This is a genomic window from Adhaeribacter pallidiroseus (assembly GCF_003340495.1).
GTDB classification, from domain to species: domain Bacteria; phylum Bacteroidota; class Bacteroidia; order Cytophagales; family Hymenobacteraceae; genus Adhaeribacter; species Adhaeribacter pallidiroseus.
The window spans coordinates 1989704-2010429 of the sequence record NZ_QASA01000001.1 but is presented as its reverse complement, the minus strand read 5'-3'; the positions used below and the strand labels follow the sequence as shown (position 1 = coordinate 2010429).

Sequence of the window (20726 nt, the reverse complement as noted above, 5' to 3'; positions counted from 1 at the left end):
AATCCTAATTACCAGCGGTATAGCCTTGAAAGTTTAAGAGATTGCGTTTCGTAATTTGTTTTCTATAAGGTACTTATAATTTTTAAGGAAATTGTTAAATTTATTCTTTTAGAATTTATGAATTTTGTAAATAATTTTGACTTATGCAAATAGAAGTTTATCTAATTTCAATAATATTCTGATTTTATTTTTACTTATCTTCTTTAAAAATAGTTCTCCTAAATATCGAAATTCTCCATTTAGCTGCTTTGCAATTGAATTATTGTGGCATTTACCCCACTAATAAGCTTGATTTCCTGATCAACCGATTTGATACAAGTAGGATAACAGCTAGTATTTTTCTAAGACGAAAGAAAAGTGCTAAGTAGTTGCCGCGCTACTTGTATTTTTTTTAAATTAATTAGAAGATTTCTTCATAGCTACTTACGTGCCAATTTAGTTTTGTAGGTTTTTGAATGATGAGAATCCGGTATTTGCACCGTGTAACTCTGGCCATTTGCAGCCACCGCCAAAGTGATATAGCTTGCTTTACAATTTTCTTTAAGGTTAGCAATAAAATTTTTAGCGGTATTATACACCGAATCGGGCCGGATGTTTTGGTGTAATTGGTAGTTTGCCTGTAACGAAGGCGTATTTTTTAAAGTAGTTACCGTTTCTGGTCCGCAGCCTTTCCGGGCGCCGTTATTCATGATGGATACCGTGGGTGCCAATGCTTTTATGAGAACTGGATTATTACTCTGGTCTAACCCATGGTGATTTACCTGATACACATCTACCGTACCCACTATGTTTTCGGGGCAGGCCAATGTTTTTTCGATGTTCCAGGTAAGATCAGCGCCATCAAAAAACCGGAATGGGCCATAATCGAGCACCAGCACGGTACTGTTGGCATTATCCGAGGTATCGGGCGCTTTATCCGGTACGGCGCATTGGCCAGTGGGGGTACTTTGGTGCGTTGCTGGGGTAAACTTTTTATCGAACCCCACAATTCGCATGCTTAATGCAGGAAGGTTAGCCGACAGTTTTTTTAAATTGAGTACCTGGTTTTCCCGTAACCGTGATCGCTTTTTTACGGCCATAGTGCGGTAAGCCTCTATGCGAGTGGCAAATTCTTTATCTTCTGCTAAATTATCCGGAATACCTTTGTCGTGTACTTCTATTATGGGCATTTTTTTCGCCAGTTCGGCGGCACCTCCGTAATGGTCGATGTGCCAGTGCGTGGTTATCAGATGGTCAATTTGCTTTAAGCCCGCCACGTTTTTGGCTACCTGGTATATCCGGTCGGCATCGCGGTTGCCCGGGTTACCCGAATCGATCAGCACCGACTCGCCGGTTGGGGTTACAATCAGAGTAGCTGCCCCTCCTTCCACATCGATCCAGTAAAAAGTTAATGGATTGGCCGCATAGGCCGGAATGGCTTTCTTAGCTGCTGGTTCTGGGGCAATTATTAGGTCCGTCGTTTTAGGAATGGCACCAAGCTGTAAAATGCCAGGAAGTATTCCTAAGAAGATAAAGGGCGCAATTGATTTTTTCATAATGCCGGTTAATGATATAATGAAAAGTAATGAATAAGTACCTGCAAGTAAAATTTTTTAAATTTTGGTTCAGCCAGCCAGAGCTTTAGTTACCAAGCGGGCAGCTTCCGGCAGCATGGGCAGTGTTAAAGCTATTTCCTGACCGCGAGGCGTCATTTTCCGCCAGGTTTTTTGCACAATGTCTATTACTTTTTCTTCGTCGTGTTGCCGCGCAAAATCCAGGAAATAATTTTCTAAAAATACCAGGCACACCACATCTTCCAGTAATTGCACTTCGGCATCTATTTTTAGTTGTCTTTTCAGAATTAAAAACTGAACCCGGTCCATCGTTTCGGCACTGTAGCCCACTTCCTGTAAAACCTGGCCTGCTAAATCGGCGTGAAACTTACGGAGCGTATTGCGCCATTTATTATAACCGGCTAAGTCCATGGGGTATTCGCTACGCGGAATGGTCCACCGGCGCAGGTGCTGGCTCCGGATGGCTAATTGCAAAGCTTCGGAAGGCTGAGGTTCTACTTTTAATAGCCACTCCGTCATGCGCAGGGCGTACAACAATTCTTTCGGGTACATTTTGCCGTTATAAACTTCGGTATGCGGGTCTTCGCTGTTCAGCGCATCGAACCGGGCAATGGCGGCGTTAAATCGCTCCTGATCGGGTAGCATTCCAAATTAATTTTAAGTTTAACCTATTAAAGGTAATTATTTTCAAGTAATAACTGTTAGGTCCTTCTACAAACAACTGGTTGGTTCTAATTTATGTTTGTATTTTTGTGATTCATGCTACGCAACACTCCTACCCTCCTTTCCGGCAAACTAATTCTCGGCGTAGACCCGGGCACCAATGTTATGGGTTTTAGTATTATTGAAGTAAGTGGCTCTAAAGTAAAAGTATTAGAATACGATGCCCTTTCTTTTAAAAAAGCCCCCAACCACGCCGTTAAATTAAAGCGCATTTTTGATAATACCTTGTTGCTGATTGAGAAATACCTGCCCGATGAAATGGCCATTGAAGCGCAGTTTTACTCTACCAACGTGCAAAGTATGCTGAAACTCGGCCGGGCCCAGGGCGTAGCTATAGCCGCCGCCTTATCGCGCGACATCCCCTATGTGGAATATGCTCCTAAACGTATTAAACAATCCATCACTGGTAATGGTAATGCCTCGAAAGAACAAGTGGCGCTCATGCTGGGGCAAATTTTAAAATTACCCACCGATGCTCCTAAACTTTTGGATGCTACCGATGCTCTGGCCGTAGCCCTGTGTCATCACTACCAGAAAGGCATTAATACCCAAGCCGGTACCAAATCCTGGAAAAGCTTTATTACAGATAATCCGGGTAGGGTGAAGTAAAAGCGGCGTTGTGATCTAACTAACTTCTGGCCTAAAAAGCAATCTTTTTTAACTTCTGCCTACCAATTGATTTTAGTAAGCTTAAATAGAAGATTTTTTTAAATTTTTAAAAAGCGCTTAGCTCCAAAATAACATAAATTCAATTAAATCAAATACTTACAATTTCCCATTAAAGGTTTAGCTTTAATCAGAACTGTACCTTTTTTGCAGTAAATCTTTCATGTATACATTTACTTCCCACAAGTCGGCCAGCGGTTTTTGGGTGTAAGGTTCCTGGGGCAGGTACGGATAAGGTCCAAACTCCGGACATATAGTTAATACAGCACTGCCTTTTTTCTGATGATTGGCCACAATGGCGTCCCACCAATGTAAATGATGCTGCAAAGCTTCCTGCCATTCCGGCGCCCGCGGATCGCTTACCTGGGCCGCTTGCGGATGACCTACCCGCGCGTGGATGTGATCGGTACGGGAAATAGCTAGTTCCATAATTTCTTTTTGGTCTTCTAAGTACGATTCGCACACAGTGCACCAATGCGAAAAATCAGCGGTTAATCTTAAATCCGGATGTTTTTGTAAGAAGTACTCGGTACTGCGGGTATGGAAAGTAAATTTACCGCGGTGCGTTTCGTGTAATACCGGAACTTGGGTTTCTTGTGCAATCTGGGCGGCCCGTTCAATCAATTGGCTGGTTTGCTCCGGGGAATAATAATCTTTACCGGTTTGGGAATTACTAAACAATGGATTTAAGTGGGCATTGGCATATAGATGAGTTTCAAAGGATTGCAGGTATTCGGAAAAAGTATTTCCGTGGGCTGCCCATTGCGAGGCAATTAAATCTAATTCCAGATCCTGCAATAAGGTACTTAACTTTTGTTGACCGGGTTTATCTAAAGGCACCATCATCTCCACCCCATCAAACCCGGCTTCTTTTATTCTTTTTAAATTTTTCTCCAGAGTAGGTTCTTCCATTCCCCAAATCGACCGAAAAAATGTAATCTGCATCATTTTTTAAATTTAATGGGGTAAGTAAAGGTACCAGCGGCAGTTAATTAAACAAAAATAGTAAAAGCTACGGGCGGGTCATAAAAAAGCTTACTACTTTGGGCAGCAAGCTTTTTTTAAATTTTCATTTTTTATCAAAGATTATTTTGAATTTTCTGAGCCAAACTTTCCATTTCGTCTGGAGCTATTTTTAGTTTGGGGTTGGCAAAATTCATATCGTCCAGGTTGTTAATCGGAATCAGATGAATGTGCGCGTGGGGCACTTCAAACCCGATAACGGCTACGCCAATCCGGGCGGCACCCGTTGCTTTTTCTACGGCCAAAGCTACTTTCTTTGTGAATAGGTGTAAATCAGCCAGTAAAGTATCTTCCAGGTTAAAAATATAATCAATTTGTTGTTTCGGAACTACCAGCGTATGGCCTTTTTGCAGCGGACTAATATCCAGGAAAGCCAGGAAACGATCGTCTTCGGCTACTTTGTAAGCCGGAATACTGCCGTTGATAATTTTGGTGAAAATACTTTCCATAAGTACTAACGGGAAATCTCCAGAACCTCAAAACGGATTTTACCGGCCGGAATCGTAATCTCCGCTACTTCGCCCACTGATTTACCTAATAAACCCTTACCAATAGGTGATTTAACCGAAATTTTACCCTGGGCTAAATTAGCTTCTTCCTCCGATACTAACACGTAGTCCATCACCATGTTATTGTTCAGATTCTTAATCTTTACTTTAGATAAGATCAAGGCTTTACTCATATCTAAATTCGAATCATCAATCAGGCGGGCATTGCCCACTACTTCTTCGAGCTTCGAAATTTTTAATTCCAGATGGCCTTGCGCATCCTTGGCGGCGTCGTATTCCGCATTTTCACTTAAATCGCCTTTGTCGCGGGCTTCGGCCAATTGCCGCGCTACTTCGGCCCGACCTTTCGTTTTCAGCTCCGCTAATTCATCTTTTAACTTCTGCAAACCTTCGGCGGTGTAATACGATATAGATCCCATATTTTTACTTTTATCCAAGATAAATAAAACAAAAAGAACGGCCAATGCCTGACCGTTCTTCCCGCAAGTTAATATTTTTTTCGTTATTCCTGTCAAGTGTACGAACAAGATTTTACTAGGTTCGCAGCCTGGTTGGTAGATGTTCCGTTGAGGTAATCGCTTTCTTCTTAAGGGCCTGCTTACTTTAGCGCGGGCAGTAAATTTTTAATTTTTTGGGTAAGTACCTCGTTAATTTTTACATACGATTCGTGGGTCCAGCCGGCAATGTGCGGCGATAAGATCACGTTGGAAGCTTTGATCAGGTACTCAAAACTGTTTTTTTGTTCGGGGCTCAAGGTGGCCAGTTTTTCATTTTCGAGCACGTCTAAAGCGGCCCCTTTCACTTTGCCGCTCTTCAGGGCTTGTACCAGGCTTTTCAGTTCTACTATTTCGCCGCGCGAGGAGTTTAACAGCCAGATGTTTTTGCGAAAACTGTTCAGAAAAGAATCGTCGGCTAAATACCGGTTAGCGGGCGTAAACGGAATGTGAAAGCTAACCACATCGGCTTCGGCCTTTAATTGTTCTAAAGGACAAAGCATGGCGTAATCGTCGGGCACGACGGTATGGTCGATGTCATGGGCGAGTACCCGGCACCCAAAACTGCTTAACCGTTGGGCAAAAGATTGCCCCATGTTGCCGTAACCCACAATGCCAATGGTTTTGCCCCTAATTTCTTCGCCCCGGTTAGCTTCGCGGTGCCATTCGTACCGGCGCACTTCCCGATCGGCTTTTACTACGTGCCGCATCAAAGCCAGCAGGAGCCCCACGGTATGTTCCCCAACGGCGTCGCGGTTGCCTTCGGGCGCATTTAAAAGTTTAATATGGTATTTTTCCAGAGCTGCTTCGTCCACGTTATCCACGCCGGCCCCGGCGCGGGCCACAAAGCGCAAACGTTGGGTATCGGCCAGTAAATCGTCGGTAATGCGCAGTTTGCTCCGGACAATCAGACCATCGTAATTGGCCAGTATTTCTTTAACTTCCGAAGCTTTGATTTCGGGTTGGTACGAGACGGCGAACCCGATTTCTTCCAGCATAGGAATGATCGATAAATGCATTTGGTCAATAATCAGACACTTTAGTTTAGCAAAAGGCATTTTTTTAAAATTTTAATATTTCCTGACTCTTGCGTGAGCCGATATAAACTGGTAGTAAGGGATTGGGCAGTGAATTTTATAAATTATTAGAGCTGTTCGTTCAGTTTTTGGTAAAGGCAGACTTTATTGTGCTCTAATGTTGGTTATGCCTCGTCCATCAATTTGCTTGTTACACCATTCTTCAACTTTGATTTATTTTCAAAAAAGTTAAACAATGTCAGAAGGGCTAAGTTGCCCATTACAAAGCTTTCATATTCAACCAAGAACCTAAAAGATTCAATTAATATATCCATTATACTATCTCTGTAAAATGAATCTATAAAGGATGAAATTATATTAAGTATAATTCCGAATAAAGCTGCTCGGATGGTTACTTTTTTAGTGGAATTAATTGTTCGGGGAACAATTACTTTGTATTGAAAAACAAAACCTAATCCAATATATGCCAACTCACCAAAATTTTGTAATAAGATAACTGTTCCCGGCACCCAAGGCTCGTCAAATGGCGCTATTGGGAATTGTTTTTCAAAAAGTCCGTCAAAAAACAGGTATGTTAAATAGCCAACTATTGGTGGGAATATTGTCCTTATTACTTTATTAAATTTCAATCTGGTTATTTTAATTTGTTATTAGCCTAGCAACTATTTAAAGCTAAATGGAAGAACAGCTAAATATGCTCTAACCATTATGGCTCTTAGAAGATTTTTCAACTAGAGAATTATAATAGACTTCTTTCAAAAGTACTTAGATAGTGTCGTAATTAGCAATGGCAGCAAAGAGGTTAAAGCGTAAGCCAAAGCGCTTTCGACGATTTCTATACTTGGTAGCAAAAATTTTGAATCGTTTAAGAAAACCAAACACGTTTTCAATCTTGATTCGCTGGGAAGACAACGCTCGGTTTTGTTGCTGGTCTTGCCGCGTTAAAGGATAATGTTTGGAGGCCTTCTTCGGGGTATGGGCTTGCGGGATCAACTTTTTGATTCCTTGATAACCCGAATCCGCTAATAGCAGGATAGGAGTTGGGAGTTTAAGCTGGCTGCATTTAAAAAGTTGGAAATCATGCACTGCTCCTTTGGCAAAATGCGTACAAATGATTTTTCCGCTCTTCTTATCCACTATCATTTGTGTTTTCAGATGATGTTGTTTCTTTTTAGCCGAGTAGTAGCGTCTTTGTTTTTTTGGGGACGTTCGATTCTTGTCTCCGTAGCATCTACCAGTACTACTTGGTAACTGATGGAACTTTGGAGAAGGGCTTTTTTGCCAGGTAAGCTAAATTCCCCGGATTGGAGTAAAAGATTTTCCGCTCGTGTAATCAAGCGGAAGGCCGTGGCTTCACTCACTTGGTAGCTCTGAGCGATGTGAAAATAGGTCCGGTATTCCCGATTATATTCTAACATCATCAATACTTGATCGGCCTCCGACAAGCGACTAGGACGACCGAGAACTTTCTTGTTTTTGGCTATTTGTTCGCTTAAAACTGCTTTCATGTGCTCAAAGGTGGCTTTATGCACCCCTGTTAAGCGCCGGAAAAGAGCTTCGCTTAAAAAGCGGATTTGTTCGTATTTTGTCACCATACCGCAAAGTTCTGCTATTTACTTAATATCTAATTACTTTTGAAAGAAGTCTAATAATAAAAGATGGGCTACCAGAAAATAAACGGCCAGCCCCAGCAAGTCGTTAGCGGTGGTAATAAAAGGTCCGGCTGCTACGGCCGGGTTAATACCCATTTTATCCAGCAGCATGGGAGTAACGGTGCCCATTATCGATGACAGTACTACTACGCTAAACAAAGCTACCGAAACCACCACCGCTAACCGCAGGTCTTCTTCCAGTATTACGTTAAAGCTTAGCACCAAACCCGAAATTACGCAGGCATTGATTAAAGCCACCAGAAGAACTTTTAACAAGCGCCGGGAAAAATTATCCTGAATTAAAGAATTATGCGCCAGCGTTTGAATTATTAAAGACGACGATTGAATGCCTACGTTGCCGCCGGTGGCGGTAATCAGGGGCGTAAACATAGCCATAGCGGGTATTAGCGAAATCTCCGCTTCAAATACTTTTATTAACCGGGCTCCCATTAAACCGCCAATCATGGCAATGAGCAGCCAAGGCAAACGGGCCCGCGACAAACGCAAAATGCTGTCGTCTTCTTCAATGTTTTCGGTAATACCGGTCATTAACTGGCGGGTAGTTTCGGCTTGTTCCTGAATTACATCCAGCACATCGTCGATGGTAATGCGGCCGAGCAGTTTGTTTTGAGCATCTACCACCGGAATGGAATCAAGATTATACTTCTGCATAATCTCTACCACGTCCGTGTCTTTTTTGTACGATTCAATACGAATCACATCCGGATCGAACAGTTGGTCAATGGGCGTATGATCACTGGCTAGAATCAAGGTTTTCAGACCGAGCCGGCCCAGTAATTTATCTTTATCATCCACCACGTACACGCCATAAACTTGCTCTACAGTTTCTGCCTGTCTTCTGATTTCGTCGATGCACTGCCCTACCCGCCAGTTTATGTTTACTTTAATGAGTTCTTTGGCCATTAAGCCGCCGGCGCTGTCTTCTTCGTAATGCAGCAAATCAATAATGTCGGCGGCTTTTTCCTCGTTGTCGAGCAGGGATATTACTTCTTCCCGAACCTGTACCTTTTGCTCGTTTAATACGTCTACCGCATCGTCCGATTCCATAAGGTTAACGTACCGGGCAATTTCTTCGCTGGTGAAATTTTTTAAAAAATTATTCCGGATTTCGGCATCCAGGCTGCTCAAAATTTCCGACCCAACTTCGGGTTCCAACAAATCCAGTACGTACTTGGATTGCTGGGCATTCAACTCGTACAGCACCGTTGTAATATCAGCCGGATATAAATCTTCCAGATTAGCTAATACCAGCGCCGCATCGTTTTGCGCGATGGCCGCTTCAATTTCTTCAACAAAAGCTTTGGTTATTTCCAGCGGCATACCTCAGGAAGCATTGGCCTCTACCAATTGCGTTAAATAAACAAAATCAGCTACCGCTAGTTGCTCAGCCCTTTTATTAAAAATAGGCTGCCCCGTAATAACTTCGGGTAAGTTATAGGGACGCAAACAATTGCGCAAGGTTTTCCGGCGCGTGCCGAAACTCAGCTTTACGACTTCAAAAAACTTTTTCTCGTTACATGGCAAATGCACTACCTCGTTCCGGACCAAAGTAATTACCCCGGATAAAACCTGCGGTGGCGGATCAAATACCTCGCGGCCCACCGTAAACTGGTATTTAATGGTGTAAAAGGCTTGCAGCAACACACTTAAAATGCCGTAAACTTTCGAACCTGGGCCGGCGGCAATACGTTCGGCCACTTCTTTTTGCAGCATACACACCACCTCTACTACCCGCTGGCGATTTTCCAAAACTTTAAAAAAAATCTGGCTGGAAATGTTATAAGGAAAGTTACCAATAATGGAAAAAACGCCCGTAAACAGATTTTCCAGGTTTATTTTTAAAAAATCAGCTTCTATAATCCGGACTGTTAACTCCGAGTAGTGTTGCTTTAAATAAGCAATGGATTCCCGGTCAATATCAATCAGCGTGGTTGTAAACGCGGTACGTTGCACCAGGTAATTAGTCAGTACACCCATACCGGGGCCAATTTCGAGTACCTGGTGCACACCCCGGGGTAATTGCAGTTGGTCTACAATGCGGGCCGCAATGGTTTCGTCGGTCAGAAAGTGTTGGCCGAGGTGCTTTTTAGGATTTACTTTTTTCACAGGAGTTAAATCAGCAATTTGCTTTATACGAGATAAGTACTCGGACAAATTTAATTAAATACATCATTTAGAATAAACTATTGCCTATTAGCATCTTATCAATCGAACAACCAACAACTATTAACGAACAACTACTTATTAGTTAATGGGCAGCCTTTTAAAAGAATTCGTGCACGACCGCCTTCGCACATTCCCCGTAAACTTTTAAACTTTTAGTATATTGCGCGCCAAAGATACGATAGAACTATGCCTACACAACTCAAATACGATAGCCATTTACCGAAAGATGAAAATCTGGTGTATATCGTGAACGCCACGGCAGAGGTGCCCGGCGCTGAATTTTCTCCGGAAGAACAAAAATACCTGGCAGCACAAATCGAAAACAAAAACCAGTTAGTTGTTATAAACCGGTATATCTATCGTATTTACGTGGTTATCATTACTCCCAAACCAGCATTCTATGCCTATCACGAAGAATTACGTAAAGCGGGATTTAACTTGCAAAAGCTGCTGCAAACCGATAAAGTAGCGGATATTTACCTCCGCGATGTAACCGATTCCAAAGCTTCTTTATATCTCGCCGAAGGCTTGTTTCTGAGCAATTACCAGTTTGATAAATATAAAACCGACAAGAGTGCCGCCTTTTTTTTAAAAAATATTATAATAACAGATGCGGCCATTGCAGAAACCGAAGTTACCGAACAGAACAACTTGCTGTTGGGTGTTTACCTGACCCGCGATTTAGTGAATGAGCCGGCCAATTACCAATCTGCGGAACAATTTGCCGAAACCATTGTGGCCGTAGGTGAACACGCCGGTTTTCAGACGGAAGTACTGGATTTTTTAAAAATTCAGGCTTTAAAGATGGGCGGTTTATTAGCGGTGAACCAAGGCAGCCTTGATCCGCCGACTTTTTCCATTCTGGAATATAAGCCCGAAAATGCGCAGAACAGCAAGCCTTATCTTTTGGTGGGCAAAGGCGTCGTGTACGATACCGGCGGCTTAAGTCTGAAACCCACGCCCAACTCCATGGACATGATGAAGTGCGATATGGCCGGAGCGGCAGGAGTTATCGGCATTTTCTATGCTTTGGCCAAAAACCAAATTCCCCTGCATGTAATTGGTTTAATTCCGGCTACCGATAACCGCCCTGGCGGACGCGCTTTTGCCCCCGGCGATGTTATTACCATGTACAGCGGCACTACCGTAGAAGTGTTAAATACCGATGCCGAAGGCCGCTTGATATTAGCCGATGCTTTACATTTTGCCAAAAAATACGATCCGCAATTAGTAATAGACATGGCTACTTTAACCGGTGCCGCGGCTCGGGCTATTGGGCGGGAAGGAATTGTAATGATGAGCAATGCACCGGAAGAAATTAGGGAAAAATTTAAAAAAACCGGCGAAAACACCTACGAACGCCTCGTAGAATTTCCCTTGTGGGAAGAATACGCCGAGCACCTGAAATCCGACATTGCGGATTTGAAAAACTTAGGTGGCCCGGAGGCCGGCGCCATTACGGCCGGTAAGTTTCTCGAACATTTTACCGCCTTTCCCTGGATTCACCTGGACATTGCCGGAACCGCCTTTCTTACCGCACCGGATAATTACCGGGGCAAGAATGCGACTGGCTCTACCGTTCGGCTCATCTACCAATTCCTGACGGATCAAGTTAAAAAAGCACAGTAGTGATTCTTTATTGGTTGTTCAAATAACTAATAACGAACAATTACTTACCTTCATTAACATGAGCTTATCTGTCGAACACCGAATAACTAAAAACGAACAAGTCTCTATCTTACCGACGTACAAACGGGCATTTACCTCTATCTATGGATAAACCAAAAATAAAATTAGGCATTACCCTGGGCGATTATAATGGCATTGGGCCGGAAGTAATCATAAAAACGCTGGCCGATAACCGCATTTTAAATTTTTGCACTCCTATTATATACGGCTCTGGTTCGTTAATTAACAAAACCCGGAAACTATTGCACGTAGAAAATTTTTCCTTCCAACAAATCCGGCAAATTGCCGAACACGACAGTAAGCGCATAAATGTACTTAATTGCTGGGAAGAAGATTTAGAATTAAACTTGGGCAATCCCACGCCGCAATCCGGCCGGGCGGCTTTACAATCCCTCCAGGCGGCCAGTGCCGATTTAAAAGCCGGCAATATCGATGGCATTGTAACCGCCCCGATTGATAAAGACAACATCCAGTCCGAAGAATTTAAATTTCCGGGCCATACCGAATTTTTTACTTCTTACTTCGAAGCCCCGGAAAGCTTAATGTTTCTGGTAAGTGGCAATTTACGGGTAGCAACTGTTACCGGCCATATTCCTGTAAAAGAGGTAGCAAATAAAATTACGACGGAGCTGTTAGTGCAGAAATTAACCATATTGCTGCACACGCTACAAAAAGATTTTGGCATTCAGAAACCCCGCATTGCGGTACTCGGCTTAAATCCGCACGCCGGCGAAAACGGTTTGTTGGGAACCGAAGAACAAGAAATTATTCTCCCGGCTATCCGGTCTTTAAAAGAAAACGGACATTTACTTTTCGGACCTTTTCCGGCCGATGGTTTTTTTGGCACCCGCCAATACCAGCAGGTTGATGCCACCTTGGCCATGTACCACGACCAGGGACTTATTCCTTTTAAAACTTTAGCCTTCGAGAACGGCGTCAATTATACCGCTGGTCTACCCATAGTGCGCACCTCCCCCGATCACGGCACAGCGTATAATATCGCGGGCGCCAACAAAGCCCAGGAAAGTTCTTTCCGCGAAGCATTATTTTTGGCTATTGATATTATCCGGAAAAGAAGTACCCCGTAGAAGAAGTGGGTAACCTATTTTAATTTTTTTAATTAAAGATTAAATTACTAATTTTGCGCTTTGCAAAAAAACGGGCAGACGTGAGAAAGATAAACGAGTTTGACATTCAGATTGCCACCCTTAGCAATAAGGTTCACACGTACGATTTTGTTCTGGATAATGCTTTCTTTGCTTTATTCGATCAAACGCTGGTAAATGGGGGGCAGTTGCAGGCCCATGTAATTTTAGATAAAACCGATTTGCTGCTGCAATTTGAATTTAAAATTACGGGCTCGGTAAATGTTACCTGCGATCGTAGTTTAGATGAATTTGATTACCCAGTAGAAATAGACGAATTATTGCTGGTAAGATATGGTGCAGTAGAAACCGAGCTCGACGATAATGTATGGCAAATACTACCGGGTACCCAATCCATCAACATTGCCCAGCATTTGTTCGACTACGTGGGTTTAGCGATTCCCATAAAAAAATTACATCCGCGTTTCTACGAAGTAGATGAAGACCCGGATGCCGAAAACATTCTTATTTATTCGAGCAACGGAAACGCCGCCGATAGCGAAGATGGTTCGGACGATGATGAAGCCGGTGACCCGCGTTGGGATGTTTTAAAAAAATTAAAGTAATATTTTATAAATAATTTAAATAACCAGTACAGTAAATTAAAAAATGGCACATCCAAAACGAAAGATTTCGAAAACCAGAAGAGATAAGAGAAGAACGCATTATAAATTAACGCCCAGCACGCACATGGAATGCTCTAACTGCGGTTCACCGGTATTGTATCACCGGGTATGTTCGGAGTGTGGGTTTTACCGGGGTAAGCAAGCTATCGAGAAAGAAGTAGCAGCCTAACCTTATGAGAATAGCCCTCGACGCTATGGGCGGTGATTTTGCTCCGGACGCTATTGTTCAGGGAGCAATTTTGGCTTCCCAGGATTTGCCGGAAGATGCCGAAATAGTTTTAATTGGTCAGGAAGAAGTAGTGCGGGAGTGTTTGCAAAAACATGGTTCTACTTCTTCCCGGATTTCCATCGTTGCGGCGAGTCAGGTAATCCAAATGGGCGAGCATCCCACCAAGGCGCTCACGCAAAAACCAGATTCAAGTATATCCAAAGGCTATCAATTACTAAAGTTAAAAGAAATTGATGCTTTTTGTAGCGCCGGTAATACCGGAGCCATGCTGGTGGGTGCTATGTTCAGTGTAAAGGCCGTAGAGGGAGTTTTAAGACCCGCTATTGTGGGCTTTGTGCCCAAAGTAAATGGTAGTACCGGTATTTTCTTGGATGTAGGCGCAAATGCCGAATGTAAACCCGAAGTACTCGAACAGTTTGGGGAACTGGGTTCTATTTACGCCGTTAATGTTTTAGGCATTGCTAACCCCAAAGTAGGTTTAATGAACCTCGGGGAAGAAGAAGGCAAAGGCACCGTAAATCTACAGGCGGCGCACCAGCTGTTAAAAAATAACCAAAGTCTTAATTTTATTGGTAACATCGAAGGCCGCGATTTATTCAACGACAAAGCCGATGTTATCGTCTGCGATGGCTTTATCGGTAACGTCATTCTCAAGTTATCCGAATCTATCTACGATATTTTGTTGAGTAAAAATATTGCTGACCCCTACTTCGACAAGTTTAATTACGAAGCCGTAGGCGGCAGCCCTATTCTGGGTATTAATGGCAATGCCATTATCGGGCACGGGGTATCCAGCCCAACTGCTACTTGTAATATGTTGCATCTGGCCTACCAAATGGCTAAATCCGGTATTACGGAGCAGATTCAAAAAACATTCAGTAGCTGATTGCCCACTACGAACCAAGAAATCGGACTATGAGTAAAATATCTGCTGCTATTACAGGCGTAAGCGGCTACGTACCGGATTATATTCTCACCAATCAGGAACTGGAAACCATGGTGGAGACCAACGATGAATGGATTGTTACCCGCACCGGTATTAAAGAAAGAAGAATTTTAAAAAAAGAAGGCGAAGGCACTTCATATATTGTGAATCAGGCCGTGCGGGACCTGCTTCAAAAAACCAACACCAGCCCCGAAGAAGTAGAGTTAATTATTGTTGCTACTACTACCCCCGATATGGTATTTCCGGCAACCGCAAACCTGGTTGCGAACGAAACCGGCCTAGTGAACGCCTTTGGCTATGATTTACAAGCGGCTTGCTCCGGTTTTTTATTTGCCCTTTCAACGGGCGCCAAATACATTGAATCTGGTCGGTATAAAAAAGTAATTATTGCCGGCGCCGATAAAATGTCTTCTATCATTAATTACGAAGACCGGACTACTTGTATTATTTTTGGCGATGGTGGTGGTGCGGTAATGCTGGAACCAAATACCGAAGGTTTCGGTATTATTGACGAAGTTTTAAAATCGGATGGTTCCGGAGCCCCTTTCCTGCACATGAAAGCGGGTGGCAGCCGCCGACCGGCTACTCACGAAACGGTAGCCAACAAGGAGCACTACGCTTACCAAGAAGGAACTACCGTTTTTAAATTTGCCGTAAAAGGCATGGCCGATGTAGCCGCCGAAGTAATGGAACGCAATCAGTTAACCGGCGATGACGTAGCTTGGCTTGTACCGCACCAAGCCAATAAGCGGATTATTGATGCTACCTCCAGCCGCATGAACATTGGCAGCGACAAGGTAATGATTAACATTGACCGGTATGGCAATACCACCAGCGGTACGCTACCTTTATGCTTATGGGATTACGAAAACCAGCTAAGAAAAGGGGATAATATTATTCTGGCTGCTTTTGGCGGTGGTTTTACCTGGGGTTCTATTTACCTGAAGTGGGCCTACGACCCACAATAATAATCCAAAATAATAAATTAGATTTGTTAAATTGAACGTACTTTAGAAGTCTGCTTCAACAGCTAATATTGATTTCTAAGTTTTTAATAATAATTAAAAAATGGCTACTACTGCTGATTTTAAAAACGGTTTGTGCTTAGAGTATAACGGCGATTTATACATTATCACGGAATTTCAGCATGTAAAGCCGGGCAAAGGTCCGGCTTTTGTGCGCACCAAATTAAAAAACATTAAAACCGGTAAAGTTATCGATAACACGTTTAATGCCGGTGTAAAAGTTACTACAGCTCGCGTGGAACAACGTCCGCATCAGTTTTTGTACAAAGACGATATGGGTTATACGTTTATGGATAACAATACTTTTGAGCAGGTGATTTTGGAAGAAAAAATGGTTCCTTTTGCCGATTTGTTAAAAGATGGCCAGGAGGTAACTATTCTGTTCCACGCCGAAACGGAAACGCCGCTAACCTGTGAAATTCCGCCTTTTGTGGAATTGATGATTACCTACACCGAACCCGGCATCAAAGGCGATACCGCCACCAATGCTTCTAAAGCAGCCATTGTAGAAACCGGTGCCACTATTCAGGTTCCGCTCTTTATTAATCAGGATGAATTAATAAAGGTAGATACCCGTACTTACACCTATGCAGAACGAGTTAAATAAACTATGAAAGCGAAAGAACTTCAGGAACTAATTGACTTTATTGCAAAGTCGGGTTTAAACAAAGTAGATATTGAAACCGAAGAATTTAAAATTTCGGTGAAGCGGGAGCCGGATTCTCCGAAAGTGCACTACGTGCCCGAACCGCCCCGAGCTGCTTCGCCCATTGCTCCCGTACCTGCTACTACCCCACCTGTTCCGGCACCAGTTACTGCGGCTCCAACCCCAGCATCGACTACTGGTTCCGATAGTAACTACATTACCCTTAAATCCCCCATGATTGGCACTTTTTACCGCTCATCTAGTCCGGATTCCGCATTTTTTGTGAATGTAGGCGATGAGATTAGCAAAGGGGATGTGATCTGCATTATTGAGGCCATGAAATTATTTAACGAAATTGAGGCCGAGTATAGTGGAAAAATCGTTAAAGTACTCGTGGAAAATGCTTCTCCGGTGGAGTACGACCAACCTTTGTTCCTGATTGATCCATCATAAATAAATTATGAATTAAAAATTTAAAATGATGAATGCTACTGTCTTCATCTATTTTTAAATTTTAATTGTTTAGAACTTACATCTAGCTATCTGATAACAGATTATACAAGTATATATCCTGCGAAAACCCAGCGGGGTGATTGTATCAGACAAGTTTAACTTTCCCGTGAGTTTAAATTTCTAATTCATAATTTCTAATTTCTAATTTTAATAAACTGTGTTTAAAAAAATACTGGTTGCCAATCGCGGCGAAATTGCCCTGCGTATTATCCGCACCTGTAAAGAGATGGGCATTAAAACGGTAGCGGTTTACTCTACCGCCGATAAAGAAAGTCTACACGTCCGTTTTGCAGACGAAGCTGTATGCATTGGCCCTCCATCCAGCACCTTATCGTATTTAAATATTCCCAGCATTATTTCTGCGGCCGAAATAACCAATGCCGACGCCATTCATCCGGGTTACGGCTTTTTATCCGAGAATGCAGAATTTTCGCGTATTTGTCAGGAAAACGGCATTAAGTTTATTGGCGCTACTCCCGAAATGATTCATGCCATGGGAGATAAATCTTCGGCTAAATCTACCATGAAAAAAGCCGGGGTTCCTACTATTCCGGGTTCCGAAGGCTTACTCAAATCCGTAGAAGAAGGTATTAAGCTGGCCCATAAAATTAAATATCCGGTTATTATTAAAGCTACCGCCGGTGGTGGTGGCCGGGGTATGCGCATTATTAACTCCGACGAAGAATTTGAAAAGGCTTGGAACAGTGCGCGCACCGAAGCAAAAGCGGCTTTTGGGGACGATGGCATGTACCTGGAAAAGTTCGTAGAAGAGCCCCGCCACATCGAAATTCAATTAGTAGGCGACCAATATGGGAAAGTATGCCATTTATCGGAACGCGATTGCTCTATACAGCGGCGCCACCAGAAATTAATCGAAGAAACGCCTTCCCCGTTTATTAACGAGGATTTACGCGATGCCATGGGCAAAGCCGCCATTGCCGGCGCTTCGGCTATTCGTTACGAAGGAGTGGGTACCATTGAGTTTCTGGTAGACAAGCATAAAAATTTTTACTTCATGGAAATGAATACCCGAATTCAGGTGGAACACCCGATAACCGAGGAAGTAATTAATTTTGACCTTATAAAAGAACAGATTAAAGTTGCGGCTGGAGTACCCATTACCGGTAAAAATTATTATCCGCAGATGCACGCGATTGAATGCCGGATCAATGCCGAAGATCCAATGAATGGATTTCGGCCAGCGCCGGGCAAGATTACCACCCTGCATATTCCGGGTGGTCATGGGGTTCGGGTAGATACGCACGTATACGCTGGTTATACCATTCCGCCGAACTACGATTCCATGATTGCCAAATTAATCACCACGGCGCAAACCCGGGAAGAAGCTATTGTTAAAATGAAGCGGGCTTTAAGTGAATTTGTAGTAGAAGGGGTTAAAACAACCATTCCTTTTCATTTAGCCATGATGGACGATGAAAATTTTAAATCTGGTAATTTTACCACCAAATATCTGGATACTTACGACTTTACTAAAATAGCTGAGTAGTTAAAATAGTAGTAAAAAAGCCTAAATATCCGGCCAAAATCCAGAAGATTACAAAGCAAAAACCCCGAAAAATCGGGCTTTTTGCTTTGTAAAATTTAAAAAGTCGTATTTGTAACGGTTTAACTCCAGATATCATAAGGTCCTATTATGCAGGAATAACTGGGACGTTAATTGTATCCGATTTACCTTAATTATGGTGCATAACCACCGCCTTGTTTAGATAAAATTATTTATTATTAACTTGCTCTTCAGCCATTACTAAATCTTCCAGTTCCTGGTACCATTCTGCTCCGTATTTGCGGATAAGTGGTTCTTTTAAAAACTGGTACACCCGCACGCCTAGGTCTTGGCCAAAATTACAAGCCGCATTACAAATCTGCCATTTATCATAGTTTAACGCTTCAAATCCATCGTATTTGGTAATCCGAATGGGATACAAATGGCACGAAATAGGTTTACGCCATGTAATTTTACCTGCCAGATAAGCCTGCTCAATCCCGCATTTTAAAGTTAAATTTGCGTCATAAATGGCATAAGCACACTCCCGGTTCCCGATGGTAGTAGTGGAAAAATCGCCTTCCCAGTCTTTAATGTACAAACCTTGTTCCGCAATAGCTTTTTGGCCATCTAAAGAAAGATAAGGCTTAATAACTTCGTAGTTTTCCTTTAATATGGTTAGTTCCTCTTCTTCCAAAGGAGCGCCTAAATCACCTTCCACACAGCAAGCTCCTTTGCATTTATCCAGGTTACACACGAAAAATTTATCTTTTAAATCGTCGCTCACGACGGTATGTTGCAAAACAATCATATTACCTTTATATAGCCAATTACAAAATTACCGGGTTTTTAGTTCGGGAGCAAACTCCGGTCGGGTACTCATACCAAGCAATACCTAATAGTTGTGGATTACTATTCGCAAAGTTTTTATATTATTGATCAATCATTCTATTTTTTTAAATTTTTATGACTACAGCATCGATTGATTCGCTTCGTTACCCTATTGGTAAGTTCCAGTCCAAAAATACTTACTCGGCGGATGAACTAAAAGAATACATCCAGGATATCAGCCATTTGCCGGCTCTTTTGCGCAAAGCAATTAAAGACTTAGGCGAAGCAGAGTTAGAAACTCCGTACCGGCCAGGTGGCTGGACCGTTCGCCAAACGGTAAACCACGTGGCCGATAGCCACATCAATAGCTATGTTCGTTTCCATTTGGCCCTTACCGAAGAAAAACCCGTGATTAAGCCTTACGAAGAACATTTGTGGGCGGAGTTGGTTGATGGCAAACACGCTCCCGTGGAAATTTCCTGTATTTTGTTAGAAGCATTGCATCTGCGGTGGGTTATGTTGCTAGAATCGCTTACGCCGGAACAATGGCAACGAACCTTTGTGCACCCGCAGTCTGGCGAAGTAACGTTAAGTAATGCCGTTGGATTATACGCCTGGCACGGCAAACATCACGTGGCACATATTACCGCATTAAGAAACCGGAACTTTGACCGGTAGAGACAAGCATCAAGCAAAAATTTAAAAAAACAACTTGAAACCTCGCTAAACTTTATATCTGGGATCAGGGCTTACGTATTGGTTAGCAAAATCGCCTTGCAGAAATTTATAATGCGCCACCATCGCGATCATAGCCGCATTATCAGTGCAATATTGAAAATCCGGAATGTACACGTTCCAGTTATAACGCGTGGCACCTTCTTGCATGGCGCGCCGCAAACCGGAGTTAGCCGAAACGCCGCCCGCAATGGCAATTTCGCGAATCCCGGTTTCTTTCGCCGCTAATTTCAATTTTTTAAGTAAAGTTTGAATTAAGGCGTTCTGAATACTGGCACAAATATCGGGTAAGTTTTCGGCAATAAAATTTGGATTTTGCGTTTTATTATCGCGGAGAAAATACAAAACAGCCGTTTTAATGCCGCTAAACGAATAATCATAACCAGGCATACTCACAATGGGAAAAGTAAAACGATCCGGATTACCTGTGGCAGCAAGTTGGTCCAGTAAAGGCCCCCCGGGGTAATCTAAACCTACTAATTTTGCGGATTTGTCAAAAGCTTCGCCTACGGCATCATCGGTAGTTTGGCCAAGTATCTGCATATTCAAGTAATCTTTTACTAAAACAATTTGCGTATGGCCGCCGCTTACCGTCAGGCATAAAAAAGGGAAAGCAGGTTTTGGTTCGTCGATAAAATGCGCTAAAATGTGGGCTTGCATGTGGTTTACCTCTATCAAAGGAATCTGTAAACCCAAAGCAAAAGCTTTCGCAAAAGAGCAACCAACCAGTAAAGCGCCGAGCAAACCCGGACCGCGGGTAAAGGCTACTGCATCTAACTCCTTTTTTGTTATCTTTGCCGTAAGTAAGGCTTGCGTTACTACCGGAATAATGTTCTGCTGGTGCGCCCGGGAAGCTAATTCCGGAACCACGCCGCCGTATTGTTTATGAACCTCCTGGGTAGCTACGATGTTGGCTAAGACCTTGCCGCCGCGAATAACGGCGGCCGAAGTATCATCGCAGGAAGATTCAATTGCTAATAGTGTAGGACTCAT

The 20726-nt window shown here is 42.9% G+C and carries 23 protein-coding genes; 11 read left to right on the top strand and 12 right to left on the bottom strand.

Features of this window, described 5'->3' with window-relative positions:
* Nucleotides 1–419: 419 nt before the first annotated feature.
* Complete coding sequence (locus AHMF7616_RS07875; protein WP_115372387.1) at nt 420–1535, bottom strand: ComEC/Rec2 family competence protein; 1116 nt, start codon at nt 1533–1535, stop codon at nt 420–422.
* Nucleotides 1536–1604: 69 nt separating this feature from the next.
* Nucleotides 1605–2198 (bottom strand): DUF4202 domain-containing protein, encoded by a 594-nt coding sequence (locus AHMF7616_RS07870; RefSeq protein ID WP_115372386.1) that lies wholly within the window; start codon nt 2196–2198, stop codon nt 1605–1607.
* A 114-nt stretch (nt 2199–2312) separates the two neighbouring features.
* On the opposite strand from AHMF7616_RS07870, the gene ruvC reads away from it, so the two are divergent.
* On the top strand, nt 2313–2885 hold the full coding sequence (gene ruvC / locus AHMF7616_RS07865) for a crossover junction endodeoxyribonuclease RuvC (protein WP_115372385.1): 573 nt from the start codon (nt 2313–2315) through the stop codon (nt 2883–2885).
* A 183-nt stretch (nt 2886–3068) separates the two neighbouring features.
* Here the strand turns inward: ruvC and AHMF7616_RS07860 are convergent, their stop codons facing one another.
* The 8 genes from AHMF7616_RS07860 to rsmA all read right to left on the bottom strand — a co-directional run bounded on the left by AHMF7616_RS07860 (nt 3069) and on the right by rsmA (nt 9784).
* Nucleotides 3069–3890 carry a sugar phosphate isomerase/epimerase family protein gene (locus AHMF7616_RS07860; RefSeq protein ID WP_233507401.1) on the bottom strand — a complete coding sequence of 274 codons (822 nt, stop codon included), beginning with the start codon at nt 3888–3890 and terminating at the stop codon, nt 3069–3071.
* 131 nt (nt 3891–4021) lie between these two features.
* On the bottom strand, nt 4022–4414 hold the full coding sequence (locus tag AHMF7616_RS07855) for an HIT family protein (RefSeq protein WP_115372384.1): 393 nt from the start codon (nt 4412–4414) through the stop codon (nt 4022–4024).
* A gap of 5 nt (nt 4415–4419) precedes the next feature.
* Entirely contained in the window at nt 4420–4893 is a 474-nt protein-coding gene (greA, locus tag AHMF7616_RS07850; protein ID WP_115375503.1) for a transcription elongation factor GreA, read from the bottom strand.
* 179 nt (nt 4894–5072) lie between these two features.
* Nucleotides 5073–6026, bottom strand: a complete 954-nt coding sequence (locus tag AHMF7616_RS07845) for an NAD(P)-dependent oxidoreductase (protein ID WP_115372383.1) — start codon at nt 6024–6026, stop codon at nt 5073–5075.
* A gap of 143 nt (nt 6027–6169) precedes the next feature.
* Nucleotides 6170–6634: a hypothetical protein gene (locus tag AHMF7616_RS07840; protein WP_115372382.1), complete on the bottom strand. Its 465-nt coding sequence runs from the start codon at nt 6632–6634 to the stop codon at nt 6170–6172.
* A gap of 136 nt (nt 6635–6770) precedes the next feature.
* Nucleotides 6771–7600, bottom strand: a protein-coding gene (locus AHMF7616_RS07835; protein ID WP_115371190.1) for an IS5 family transposase whose coding sequence is annotated in 2 segments (ribosomal slippage) — nt 6771–7207 and nt 7207–7600 — 831 coding nt in all. Because the reading frame shifts where the segments join, the coding sequence is not laid out codon by codon here.
* A gap of 33 nt (nt 7601–7633) precedes the next feature.
* Nucleotides 7634–8998: a magnesium transporter gene (mgtE, locus tag AHMF7616_RS07830; protein WP_115372381.1), complete on the bottom strand. Its 1365-nt coding sequence runs from the start codon at nt 8996–8998 to the stop codon at nt 7634–7636.
* A 3-nt stretch (nt 8999–9001) separates the two neighbouring features.
* The gene (gene rsmA, locus AHMF7616_RS07825) at nt 9002–9784 is read right to left on the bottom strand and encodes a 16S rRNA (adenine(1518)-N(6)/adenine(1519)-N(6))-dimethyltransferase RsmA (RefSeq protein ID WP_115375502.1); all 783 of its coding nucleotides are present in this window, start codon (nt 9782–9784) and stop codon (nt 9002–9004) included.
* A gap of 246 nt (nt 9785–10030) precedes the next feature.
* On the opposite strand from rsmA, the gene AHMF7616_RS07820 reads away from it, so the two are divergent.
* The 9 genes from AHMF7616_RS07820 (at nt 10031) to accC (ending at nt 18170) form a co-directional block, all read left to right on the top strand.
* Nucleotides 10031–11473, top strand: a complete 1443-nt coding sequence (locus tag AHMF7616_RS07820) for a leucyl aminopeptidase family protein (RefSeq protein ID WP_115372380.1) — start codon at nt 10031–10033, stop codon at nt 11471–11473.
* A 143-nt stretch (nt 11474–11616) separates the two neighbouring features.
* A complete protein-coding gene (gene pdxA / locus AHMF7616_RS07815) occupies nt 11617–12621 on the top strand; it encodes a 4-hydroxythreonine-4-phosphate dehydrogenase PdxA (RefSeq protein WP_115372379.1) in 1005 nt (334 codons plus the stop codon).
* Nucleotides 12622–12701: 80 nt separating this feature from the next.
* Nucleotides 12702–13244: a YceD family protein gene (locus tag AHMF7616_RS07810; protein ID WP_115375501.1), complete on the top strand. Its 543-nt coding sequence runs from the start codon at nt 12702–12704 to the stop codon at nt 13242–13244.
* Nucleotides 13245–13287: 43 nt separating this feature from the next.
* Entirely contained in the window at nt 13288–13473 is a 186-nt protein-coding gene (gene rpmF, locus AHMF7616_RS07805) for a 50S ribosomal protein L32 (RefSeq protein WP_115372378.1), read from the top strand.
* Between the two features lie 4 nt (nt 13474–13477).
* Nucleotides 13478–14419, top strand: a complete 942-nt coding sequence (gene plsX / locus AHMF7616_RS07800) for a phosphate acyltransferase PlsX (protein WP_115372377.1) — start codon at nt 13478–13480, stop codon at nt 14417–14419.
* A gap of 29 nt (nt 14420–14448) precedes the next feature.
* Nucleotides 14449–15447, top strand: coding sequence for a beta-ketoacyl-ACP synthase III (locus AHMF7616_RS07795; RefSeq protein WP_115372376.1), 999 nt, complete (start codon nt 14449–14451; stop codon nt 15445–15447).
* 100 nt (nt 15448–15547) lie between these two features.
* Nucleotides 15548–16111 (top strand): elongation factor P, encoded by a 564-nt coding sequence (efp, locus tag AHMF7616_RS07790; RefSeq protein WP_115372375.1) that lies wholly within the window; start codon nt 15548–15550, stop codon nt 16109–16111.
* A 3-nt stretch (nt 16112–16114) separates the two neighbouring features.
* Nucleotides 16115–16603, top strand: a complete 489-nt coding sequence (accB, locus tag AHMF7616_RS07785; RefSeq protein WP_115372374.1) for an acetyl-CoA carboxylase biotin carboxyl carrier protein — start codon at nt 16115–16117, stop codon at nt 16601–16603.
* Between the two features lie 217 nt (nt 16604–16820).
* On the top strand, nt 16821–18170 hold the full coding sequence (accC, locus tag AHMF7616_RS07780) for an acetyl-CoA carboxylase biotin carboxylase subunit (RefSeq protein WP_115372373.1): 1350 nt from the start codon (nt 16821–16823) through the stop codon (nt 18168–18170).
* Between the two features lie 226 nt (nt 18171–18396).
* Here accC and AHMF7616_RS07775 read toward each other — a convergent pair whose 3' ends face one another.
* Complete coding sequence (locus tag AHMF7616_RS07775) at nt 18397–18978, bottom strand: DUF3109 family protein (protein ID WP_115372372.1); 582 nt, start codon at nt 18976–18978, stop codon at nt 18397–18399.
* A gap of 155 nt (nt 18979–19133) precedes the next feature.
* On the opposite strand from AHMF7616_RS07775, the gene AHMF7616_RS07770 reads away from it, so the two are divergent.
* A complete protein-coding gene (locus tag AHMF7616_RS07770; RefSeq protein ID WP_199474152.1) occupies nt 19134–19676 on the top strand; it encodes a YfiT family bacillithiol transferase in 543 nt (180 codons plus the stop codon).
* 45 nt (nt 19677–19721) lie between these two features.
* Here the strand turns inward: AHMF7616_RS07770 and tsaD are convergent, their stop codons facing one another.
* Complete coding sequence (tsaD, locus tag AHMF7616_RS07765) at nt 19722–20726, bottom strand: tRNA (adenosine(37)-N6)-threonylcarbamoyltransferase complex transferase subunit TsaD (RefSeq protein ID WP_115372371.1); 1005 nt, start codon at nt 20724–20726, stop codon at nt 19722–19724.

What these genes read in the sequence shown, in the direction of transcription:
- AHMF7616_RS07795 (WP_115372376.1), top strand. Translation starts at nt 14,449, where the DNA reads ATGAGTAAAATATCTGCTGCTATTACAGGCGTAAGCGGCTACGTACCG.
- AHMF7616_RS07770 (WP_199474152.1), top strand. Translation starts at nt 19,134, where the DNA reads ATGACTACAGCATCGATTGATTCGCTTCGTTACCCTATTGGTAAGTTC.
- plsX (WP_115372377.1), top strand. Translation starts at nt 13,478, where the DNA reads ATGAGAATAGCCCTCGACGCTATGGGCGGTGATTTTGCTCCGGACGCT.
- AHMF7616_RS07860 (WP_233507401.1), bottom strand. Translation starts at nt 3,890, where the DNA reads ATGATGCAGATTACATTTTTTCGGTCGATTTGGGGAATGGAAGAACCT.
- AHMF7616_RS07775 (WP_115372372.1), bottom strand. Translation starts at nt 18,978, where the DNA reads ATGATTGTTTTGCAACATACCGTCGTGAGCGACGATTTAAAAGATAAA.
- AHMF7616_RS07820 (WP_115372380.1), top strand. Translation starts at nt 10,031, where the DNA reads ATGCCTACACAACTCAAATACGATAGCCATTTACCGAAAGATGAAAAT.
- mgtE (WP_115372381.1), bottom strand. Translation starts at nt 8,998, where the DNA reads ATGCCGCTGGAAATAACCAAAGCTTTTGTTGAAGAAATTGAAGCGGCC.
- AHMF7616_RS07855 (WP_115372384.1), bottom strand. Translation starts at nt 4,414, where the DNA reads ATGGAAAGTATTTTCACCAAAATTATCAACGGCAGTATTCCGGCTTAC.
- AHMF7616_RS07875 (WP_115372387.1), bottom strand. Translation starts at nt 1,535, where the DNA reads ATGAAAAAATCAATTGCGCCCTTTATCTTCTTAGGAATACTTCCTGGC.
- accB (WP_115372374.1), top strand. Translation starts at nt 16,115, where the DNA reads ATGAAAGCGAAAGAACTTCAGGAACTAATTGACTTTATTGCAAAGTCG.
- AHMF7616_RS07845 (WP_115372383.1), bottom strand. Translation starts at nt 6,026, where the DNA reads ATGCCTTTTGCTAAACTAAAGTGTCTGATTATTGACCAAATGCATTTA.
- greA (WP_115375503.1), bottom strand. Translation starts at nt 4,893, where the DNA reads ATGGGATCTATATCGTATTACACCGCCGAAGGTTTGCAGAAGTTAAAA.
- tsaD (WP_115372371.1), bottom strand. Translation starts at nt 20,726, where the DNA reads ATGAGTCCTACACTATTAGCAATTGAATCTTCCTGCGATGATACTTCG.
- ruvC (WP_115372385.1), top strand. Translation starts at nt 2,313, where the DNA reads ATGCTACGCAACACTCCTACCCTCCTTTCCGGCAAACTAATTCTCGGC.
- rpmF (WP_115372378.1), top strand. Translation starts at nt 13,288, where the DNA reads ATGGCACATCCAAAACGAAAGATTTCGAAAACCAGAAGAGATAAGAGA.
- pdxA (WP_115372379.1), top strand. Translation starts at nt 11,617, where the DNA reads ATGGATAAACCAAAAATAAAATTAGGCATTACCCTGGGCGATTATAAT.
- efp (WP_115372375.1), top strand. Translation starts at nt 15,548, where the DNA reads ATGGCTACTACTGCTGATTTTAAAAACGGTTTGTGCTTAGAGTATAAC.
- AHMF7616_RS07870 (WP_115372386.1), bottom strand. Translation starts at nt 2,198, where the DNA reads ATGCTACCCGATCAGGAGCGATTTAACGCCGCCATTGCCCGGTTCGAT.